Here is a 9134-nt window from a genome sequence, read left to right as displayed (position 1 = left end):
AGAATAAAAACCAGCAACAAGTTAGCACTCGTGACAATTTGTATCCAGCCATGCCATTTCAAGTAAAGCAACAAGCAACCAAGCTCATGTTTAGTAAGCAAATATTTTAAAGCTCAACCGGCTAATAGCTTTTATACATCAACCGATACGCATAACGCATTAGCCGCTCGTCACGTCCTGTCGTAACAATCCCTTCGGGAGTTAACAATGCTGCAACAACAAAAACAATCAAGGAACACATAATGAAATTGAAGAAGATCAGCATAATGACGCTCGCCGCGTTATATGCGACCGGAATAGGGACGCTTGTCGCCAACCCCTTATCCGACAAGCAATCGGCTCAGGATCCGGCTCAAAAACTGATTGGCATCAAACTGAATCCAGAACAGCTCGAACATTATAAAAATAAACCCACACACCCAGCTGCGCAGCAAGCCAATCGACCCGGCCAAATTGGCATGAACGTCCACCGTTCAGCCAAGGGCAGCAGCCACAAAGCGCCCTTTAACTGGGAAAAAGACATCAACGGCCAGCACACCTATATCATTCAGTTGATGGATGCGCCCGTGGCCCTATATCAAGGCGAACGCCCTGAATTGGCGGCGACCTCTCCTCGCAGCAATCAACCCTCGATGCGCAGCACTAGCCGCTTTGGCAATTTAGATGTCAAAAGTAGCAAGGTTAAAAACTACCAAGCATTTTTGACCAAGGCTCAAGATCAAACCGCGCAGCAAATTAAAACCGTGGCCCCCGATGCCAAAATTCAGCGTCGCTTTAATATCGCGCTGAACGGTATGACGATGGTGCTAAGCCAAGAGCAAGCAGCCGAAGTCGCTAAATTACCCGGCGTAAAAGCCGTGACCCGCGCCAAAGAATACCAACTCTTCACCGATGTGGGTCCAAAACATATTGGCGCTGACATGATTTGGCAAGGCAGCGGCGTCCCTGATGGCATCGCCATGCGCGGTGAAGGCATTATTGCCGGTATTATTGATACCGGGATTAACTCCGATCACCCTTCTTTTGCTGCGGTTTCGGCAGACGGTTATAAGCACGTCAACCCATTAGGGGAAGGCAAATATCTGGGCGACTGCCAAGAATATCCGTTGATGTGTAACAGCAAGCTTATCGGTGTGCGCTCCTACGATATCATTACCGATACCTATAAAGATCCGATTTTCCAACCCGATCTGCCACCGTGGGAAGTGGATTATAAACGTCCGCCCAATGGTGAAGATTACAACGGCCATGGCTCACACACTGCCAGTACCGTCGCCGGTAACCTGCTCTACAATGTGCCGTTTAAACTCAATGGCACTGATGAAAAATCCGATGGTTTTGATACCTCATTAGTGTTCCCAGAGGTTTCAGGTGTTGCGCCAAGGGCCAACATTATTGCCTACCAAGTGTGCTATCCCGGTAGTGGATCTTACGGTGAAAGCTATGGCGGCTGTCCTGGTGACGCCCTCGTCGCCGCCATTGAAGACGCCATTGTCGATGGCGTCGATGTCATTAACTTCTCCATCGGCGGACTTGAAAATCTCCCTTGGTACGATGCCGTTGAAATGGCCTTTTTGGCTGCGCGCGAATCGGGGATCTCGGTTGCCGCCTCCGCAGGTAACTGGGGACGCTTTGGCCCAGGCTATATCGACCACGTCTCGCCTTGGTTAACCTCTGTTGCTGCCAGCACCCACGGCCGCGAAATTGAGCCAGTCAAAGGTAAAATTACCGATTTTGTCGGTGCCGATGCTCCTGCTGACATCACAGGTTATGCAGTTACAGGTGATTTTACCGGTAATTTAGTCGACGCCGCGGCTCATAACGATCCACTCTGTTTGCAACCTTTCCCTGCGGGCACCTTTGATAGTGACGATATTGTCATTTGTAAACGTGGCGAAAATGGCCGAGTACAAAAAGGGATTAACGTCCAAGCCGGCGGCGCGGGCGGGATTATCCTGTATAACGCGGTATCTTGGGACGATGGCACGGGCAGCAATGGCCTTAACCTCAACCCATTCCCTATCCCAGGTATGCATATTGATGCGGCATCAGGTAATAAATTAGTCAAATGGGTCGCCGCAACCACCGACCCTAAGGCCACCATTATTGCGGGCAAGATTGCCACGACCGAGCGTGAAGCCGATGTGTTAGCCGACTTTTCCTCCCGCGGCCCAAGCCATACCAACCCCAATGTGATGGTGCCTAACGTGTCCGCCCCAGGGGTGGATGTGTTTGCTGCCTATTCAGATGAAATGCCTTTCAACCTGTATCCCTCGCCCAGCGATTATGTGGCGATCAGCGGTACGTCGATGTCAGGCCCCCATGTCGCAGGTGCATTAGCACTGCTCACTCAGGCGCACCCACAATGGACGCCTGCGATGATCCAGTCAGCACTGATGACCACCGCCGTGTTAGGCAAAGCGCCAACCTACGAAAATCCGCCAAAATTAGTGGATGCGACTTTCTACGATATGGGTAGCGGGGTGATTAACGTTGCCAGAGCGGTAAAAGCGGGTCTGGTGATGGATGAAAACGGCGACAATTATCGCGCAGCTAACCCGATGGAAGGTGGCGATGTGACCGCGTTAAACGTGCCTTACTTAGTCAATGCGGAATGTAAGAGTAGCTGCACTTGGATGCGTACCTTTACTGCCACCACTGACGGTGAATGGAACGTCACGGCCACTGAACTGACCGCCGAAGGCGCGCCATTCTTAGAGCTGAGCGTATATCCGCAAACCATCAAGTTAAAAGCGGGCGAAAGTCAGAGCATCATGGTGACGGCGAAAATCCTCGATGTGACCTCAGTCAACGCCAACTCGTCCTCAAACGAAGTGTTCGGCAAAATTGACCTCAAGCCAACGGATGCGAGCTTACCCGATCAATACCTGCCCGTTATGGCACGCTTTACTGGCTCTAGCTTGCCAGAAATTGTCGCCGGCAAAATCCACCGCGATACAGGCACCATGCTGACACCTGAGTTGATGACCAAAGAAATCAGCGACCTCAATGTCAAAGTGAGCGGCTTAACCGCAGGCACCGTGACCGAGCACAAGCTCAGCGCCGCCTATGTGAAGTTCAGCGATCCAGAAACCTTGGCCAATAGCCCAGGTATTGCATTGCACTTCTTTGATGTACCAGAAGGCACACGTCGCATTGTATGGGAAGAGGTTAGCGCCGATAAGGCCGCATCAAGTTCATTAGATATTGGTATGGACCTCAATAACAACGGCAAAGTCGAATGGTATGACGAAGCCATTTGTTACTCTTACACCGATGTGACCGACTATTGCGCGATCAATGACCCAACACCAGGCCGTTATTGGGTGATGTTAGGCAACTTTAAGCGCCCATGGGGAGACGAGATTGATACCAAAGACAGCATTAAAGCGAGTCTGGCAATCATCTCCGACACTGACACTAAGCAACTCAATGTGACAGGCCCGACAAGCACCAATGGTCTTGATCCTTATCAATTACAAATGAACTGGTCAGTCACAGGCAGCAAAGCCGGTGATCGCTTATACGGTTTAGTTGAAGTCGGTAATGGCGCGCAAAACGTGGGCAACATTGGCAAAATGGCCGTGCATTTAGTGCATGACGGCGATGATGTCAGTATCACCACCAGCCAACAACAAGCCAAAGAAGGCGATGTTGTTGAAGTTAAGATGATGATGGCACCAAACCTACTCGGTTTGGAGCGTGATGTGAATATCGCCTTAACGCTGCCAGAAGGGTTGCAATTATTGCCTGACACGCTAAAAGCGAACAGCAATAACCAAGATCTTAAAGCAGGCCTGACTGTTGCCGCGCAACAAATCACCCTCAAAGCGATACAACAAGCCAGTAATGCGCAAAAACGCCAATACACCTTTACCACCAGCGAGACCGATGAAAGCTGTCGTATCCCTGTTGGCTCAAATCCCTACTATTTGGATTTGTGGCAAGAAGCGGGTATTGCATCAGAACCCGCGATTGCAGGCCGAGCAAACGAAACCGTCTACATGCCGCTCAGTACATTTGGCATAGACAGGATCCCGTTATATAACAACCCTGAAGAATATTCCCATAAGGATACCTTAGCGATTTCTCCAGGTGGTTTTATCCAGCTCGACAGCCTACCGTTATTCTGGCCATTGCACTATCCAATGGATGAGCAATATTTCCCCGACACAGTGATCGCACCACTGTGGCGTGGCGATGGTTACACCCAGCCAGAATATAATATGACGGACGATATGTACGATGGCGTTTCATTAGCTGTCACCAACGACCGTCGCTGGTTAATTGTAGAATGGGACAATATGCGTCAAGAGTTTGCTTTTGGCGTTAACTTTGACCCAGATTACGATGCGCGCTACAGCTTTGAGCTATTAGCCTCCACCGAGCTTGATTTTACCCCAGGTGAACATGAGTTTATCTTCGCCTATGACAAATTAACCGGTGCTAAAGGGAATTTAGGCTCAATTGGCTTGCATGGTTATCACGGACCACGCGGCACCTTTGGCCCAGCCTATGGCTATATCGGCGATGGCTATGCCTTTAACGATCTGGATAAGAAAATTGCAGAAGGCTTAGTGGTTTGTGCTAACTACACTGGCCCAGAAGCCTCAGCAATTGCCATCTCCTTCTCTGCTCGTGTAGGGGCTAAAGCTGTCGGTCAAGATCTGCAAATTGTGGCCAACACGGACTACACTGGCAGCAACAGTGTCACCACCAGCGGCAGCCTCAAAGTGCCTTCAAATCTGGCCATTGGTGCCCTAAGCAACATGTCCGTTGCTGAAAACACCAACCTAAGCTTTGAAGTCTTAGTGCAAGATAAAGAAAACAGCGCAAATGGCATCCAAGTGACTGGCGCGCACATCACGTCAGTGGTCAATGGCAATAAAGTGACGATTACACCGGAAAAAGATTGGCACGGTGAAACCCTCGTTACCGTAAAAGCCTACGACATGGTTTACACCAATGACGCGGTCCAAACCAGCTTCAACCTCACGGTGAAGTCAGACGGCATTGAACCTAAACCAACCACACCGCCAACGCCACCAACACCAACACCAGCGCCCAAAAAAGACTCTGGTGGTAGCTTAGGATGGCTGACCATTGCAATGCTGGGATGGGTCGCGACCTCACGCAAGAAATGGGGCAAACTGCAGTAATGCACTAATGCACTCATGTGTTAATGCACCAATGTACTAGCTCAACCCTCACGGTGATGCTGTAATCACCTATCACAGGGCCTTCGTTGAAGGCCCTTTTTTATTCCGGCGCGCCATCCTTCAGGCCACACCAAGCAGACACAACGCAGATACAGGGTTGCTATCAAGCCGCCAATTCCCATAATAATCAGCAAATTAAGACTTTCATCTACTAGTGTTAAATTGCATTCCAAAACACTAAAACATGATCTGCTTAACAAAAAAACCGAGATTTCCCTGTTAGGAAACCGTAACTTATAACCAGTTCACATTTTGTTTTTTGTATACGAGTTAATCTACTCAGGCTAGGTGGTCGTGAATTACCTAAAGCAATTCGGTGTTTACGGTTAGCACTCTCAGATAGGAATCGTTATGTCTTCTGTTATTCAAACGCTCAACGGCGCGATCGCAACGCCATATCAAGCGAATATTACTGTCCCTAACTGGATGCTCGGCTCGATGGAACGAGTAATGCAGTATTACGTCGATAAAAATCTGCGCCTCGATACGCTCTCTGCTGAGATGATGCCCGCTCCCGTAGCAGGTAAAAAGTACATGCTGTATGCCCATGTGCCCTTTTGCCACACGCTTTGCTCCTACTGCACCTTTCATCGCTTTATGTTCAAAGAAGATAAGGCGCGCGCCTATTTTATCTCTCTACGTAAAGAGATGGAGATGGTCAAAGCCCTCGGCTACGACTTTGAATCCATGTACATTGGCGGTGGCACCACCACGGTACTCGAGGATGAATTAGCCCGCACTATCGAGCACGCTAAAACCCTTTTCCCGAATATTAAAGAAGTCTCCTGCGAGTCCGATCCGCAGCATTTAGACAGCCCCGGCTTTAAGCAACTCAAAGGCTTAGTGGATCGCATGTCTATCGGCGTTCAAAGCTTTAATGACGATATTTTAAAAATGACCGATCGGCTGGAAAAGTTCGGCACCGGCCAACAAGTGTACGACAAGATCATGGCAGCCAAAGAGCTGTTCCCCATCATCAATGTCGACCTCATTTTTGGTTTCCGCGGACAAACCGAAGAGGTCATTCAGCATGATTTGGACATGGCATCGCGCTTAGATCCAAGACAAATCACCACCTATCCGCTGATGATCACCCATCAAACTCGTAAGAGTGTTAAGGGGAAACTGGCAGCGCCCCAAGCGGATATGGCAAATCAATATCGCCAAATTCTAAACAGCTTAAACGGCCAATATAACCAATTATCCGCGTGGGCTTTTGGTAAGGCCAATGATGAAGGCTTTGATGAATACGTCATTGATTATGATGAGTATTTAGGCGTAGGTTCCGGCTCATTCAGCTTCCTAAACGATACGCTTTATGTCAATACCTTCTCCCTGCGTAAATACCAAGAGCGGATCGCCGCAGGTAAGATGGGCGTCGAGCAGCAAAAGAACTACAGCAAGAAGGATGTGATGCAATACCGCTTCCTGCTTGGGATGTTCTCAGGCCGCCTCTCGCGCAAATACTTCCGCGAAACCTTTGGGGTCAACTTAGATACCGCGCTATTTAAAGAAATGACGTCCATGAAAGCCATTGGCGCTATTAAAAATGATCCGACCAATCCCGATAATCTGATCATCACCGACAACGGCAAGATGATGGGGCTATTGATGATGAAAGAGTTTTACGCGGGTATGGACAACGTCCGCGCGCAATTGCGTAAACCGCTAAAACCCTGCGACATGTAAGCCCTTACTATCGTGTGCAGCGCTGATTGGCGCTGCACATTCGCTCACCACGGCGCTCAGCTAACCCTAGCCTAAGCTGCGTATTTCAGTTCAATGTCTCTTCACCCACAGACACGCCGCCGCTCTCACCTGCGTACACACGCATCAACACCACGACAGTACACCACCTCAGTAACAGTAACGCCACCACAGTAACAACGCTGCGTTTAGCCGCTATTTGCCGTATAATCGGGCGTCATTTTTCACAGGCAGGCAAGCATGTTCCATATCGCACTCTATGAGCCAGAAATCGCACCTAACACGGGTAATATCATTCGCCTTTGCGCCAACAACGGTAGCCAATTGCATCTCATTGAACCTCTTGGCTTTGATTTTGAGGAAAAAAAACTACGGCGCGCCGGCCTAGATTATGCCGATTTAACCAATGTGACTCGCCACCCAAACTTCGACGCCTTCCTGCAGGCAATGGCTGGCAAGCGCATCATGGCCTGCACGACAAAGGGCAGCCGTCCCCATACTGAACTGCATTTTGCCAAGGATGATGTGTTGCTCTTCGGCCCAGAAACCCGTGGCCTCCCCATGTCGATCATTGAATCGATTCCAACGCAGCAGCGGTTACGGATCCCCATGGCCGCCACCAGCCGTAGCCTAAACCTATCGAATGCGGTTGCCATTATCAGTTATGAGGCATGGCGGCAACTCGGGTTTGCAGGCGCCGTTTAAGTCCTCGCAGCAACACTAGCGGGAAAGCACCGGGGGAACGGGGTTCAGCTCAATCCCGCGAAACAGCTGATAGCGATCAATATCAGTATCTAAATACTGCATATTTTGCGTCCATTGCCAGGCTTGCCCTTGCCCCGCGCCGGCCTTAACCTCAAACAATAATTGGATCAATGCCGGACGGGCATTGATCTCCCCCTCCCCAAGCAAAGAATAATTCCCCTGCTGGCGATAAAGGCTAAAAAGCTGCTGCTTATCCGCAGACACGCCATCAAAATAGGTCAAAAGCACCCGCTCTCCCTGCGCCCGAAACCACCAAGTTTCGCTGAAGGGCGCGTGCGTCCCCACGCTCACCGACAAGATCAACTGCCGCCGATCCCCCGAACAAACGCCTGTCACCGTCACGGCCTTCGGCGCCTCACCCCATTTGGCAGCGCTGCCCGCCCAGTTGCCCGCTAACTCGGGGCAAAAGATCTCAAAATTGACCTTAGCCGCCACCGCCGAACAGGGAACAATCATCCCCAAGATAAGCACGGCGAGGCAAGGTCGTATGATTTGATTACATTGCTGATACATATCGATACCTAACAAGCATGTCACACACAGATCCACTGTAAACCTAAAGCCGCGCGCCATTAAAAAACCATCATTAATCAACGCGCTATTCAACGGCTATGTTGCGATGTTACACCAGTTGACAGCTAATAATTAACAGATGCTTACTAAATCCTGGGCAATACTCAGTTTAATTTCAGGCAGGGGTTCGATACTCTCAAACGCTACCAACACAATAATGACGATAGGTATGATAAGGAGTCACCGAGTGAAAAAGATAGGCATGATATTACTCTGTTTGCTACTGCCGCTGACCACGGCTGTTGCACAAGAGGACAAACCGCTTTCGGCAGAATTACTCTGGCAATTAAAACGTATCGGTAACCCCGTAGTTGCCCCAACTGGCGAGCATATTATCGCCCCCGTCACTGAGTACGATCTAAAAGAAGATAAAGGCGCAACCCAATTATGGCGCTTTGATCCTGAAGGGAAAAATAACCGCGCGCTGACCGCCAAAGGATTAAAAGTGAGCGAGCCAACCTTCTCCCCCGACGGCAAAACGCTGGCGTTTATCAGCGAACGTAACGAAGACGATGCAGGGCAAATTTACCTGCTCCCCATGGATGGTCCCGGCGAAGCGGTGCGCCTGACCGATATCCCCACCGGTGTCAATGGCATCAAATGGGTCGGTAAGCATCTCTATTTCATCAGCAATATCTTCCCATCGCAAACTTGGGAACAAATGAAAGCCCAGCTAAAAACCGATAAAGACAATAAAGTTTCAGCGCGCCAATGGCATGCTTTGCCCTACGCCCAATTTGATCACTGGTTAGATGAGCGGCGCGAGGCCCATGTGTTTCGCATCAGCGCCAGCGGCGGCGCCATTGAAGCGATCACCCAGCCTCTAGGCCGTGAGCTGCCGCGAGCCAGCCAAAGCAGCGCCAGTTACGA

General features: G+C 50.0%; 5 protein-coding genes. 4 read left to right on the top strand and 1 reads right to left on the bottom strand.

Annotated features, from left to right (window positions below; all coding sequences use genetic code 11):
- Positions 1–242 precede the first annotated feature (242 nt).
- From ACRCZA_RS04190 to trmL, 3 genes are all read left to right on the top strand, one after another.
- The gene (locus tag ACRCZA_RS04190) at positions 243–5159 is read left to right on the top strand and encodes a S8 family serine peptidase (RefSeq protein ID WP_438673219.1); all 4917 of its coding nucleotides are present in this window, start codon (positions 243–245) and stop codon (positions 5157–5159) included.
- 411 nt (positions 5160–5570) lie between these two features.
- Positions 5571–6908 (top strand): coproporphyrinogen III oxidase family protein, encoded by a 1338-nt coding sequence (locus ACRCZA_RS04185; protein WP_438673218.1) that lies wholly within the window; start codon positions 5571–5573, stop codon positions 6906–6908.
- A gap of 258 nt (positions 6909–7166) precedes the next feature.
- Entirely contained in the window at positions 7167–7631 is a 465-nt protein-coding gene (gene trmL / locus ACRCZA_RS04180; RefSeq protein ID WP_438673217.1) for a tRNA (uridine(34)/cytosine(34)/5-carboxymethylaminomethyluridine(34)-2'-O)-methyltransferase TrmL, read from the top strand.
- Between the two features lie 15 nt (positions 7632–7646).
- Here trmL and ACRCZA_RS04175 read toward each other — a convergent pair whose 3' ends face one another.
- Positions 7647–8147: a hypothetical protein gene (locus tag ACRCZA_RS04175; protein WP_438673220.1), complete on the bottom strand. Its 501-nt coding sequence runs from the start codon at positions 8145–8147 to the stop codon at positions 7647–7649.
- Between the two features lie 304 nt (positions 8148–8451).
- Here ACRCZA_RS04175 and ACRCZA_RS04170 point away from each other — a divergent pair.
- Positions 8452–9134, top strand: a 683-nt coding sequence (locus tag ACRCZA_RS04170; RefSeq protein WP_438673216.1) for a TolB family protein, incomplete at its 3' end; no start/stop codon positions are given.

Source organism: Shewanella sp. (genome assembly GCF_051658185.1).
GTDB lineage: Bacteria > Pseudomonadota > Gammaproteobacteria > Enterobacterales > Shewanellaceae > Shewanella.
The sequence above is the reverse complement of the archived record's forward strand: the minus strand, read 5'-3'. Positions and strand labels throughout refer to the sequence as shown.

Bases quoted from the DNA above. Each gene is read 5' to 3' on its own strand.
- ACRCZA_RS04185 (WP_438673218.1), top strand. From the start codon at position 5,571: ATGTCTTCTGTTATTCAAACGCTCAACGGCGCGATCGCAACGCCATAT.
- trmL (WP_438673217.1), top strand. From the start codon at position 7,167: ATGTTCCATATCGCACTCTATGAGCCAGAAATCGCACCTAACACGGGT.
- ACRCZA_RS04190 (WP_438673219.1), top strand. From the start codon at position 243: ATGAAATTGAAGAAGATCAGCATAATGACGCTCGCCGCGTTATATGCG.
- ACRCZA_RS04175 (WP_438673220.1), bottom strand. From the start codon at position 8,147: ATGATTGTTCCCTGTTCGGCGGTGGCGGCTAAGGTCAATTTTGAGATC.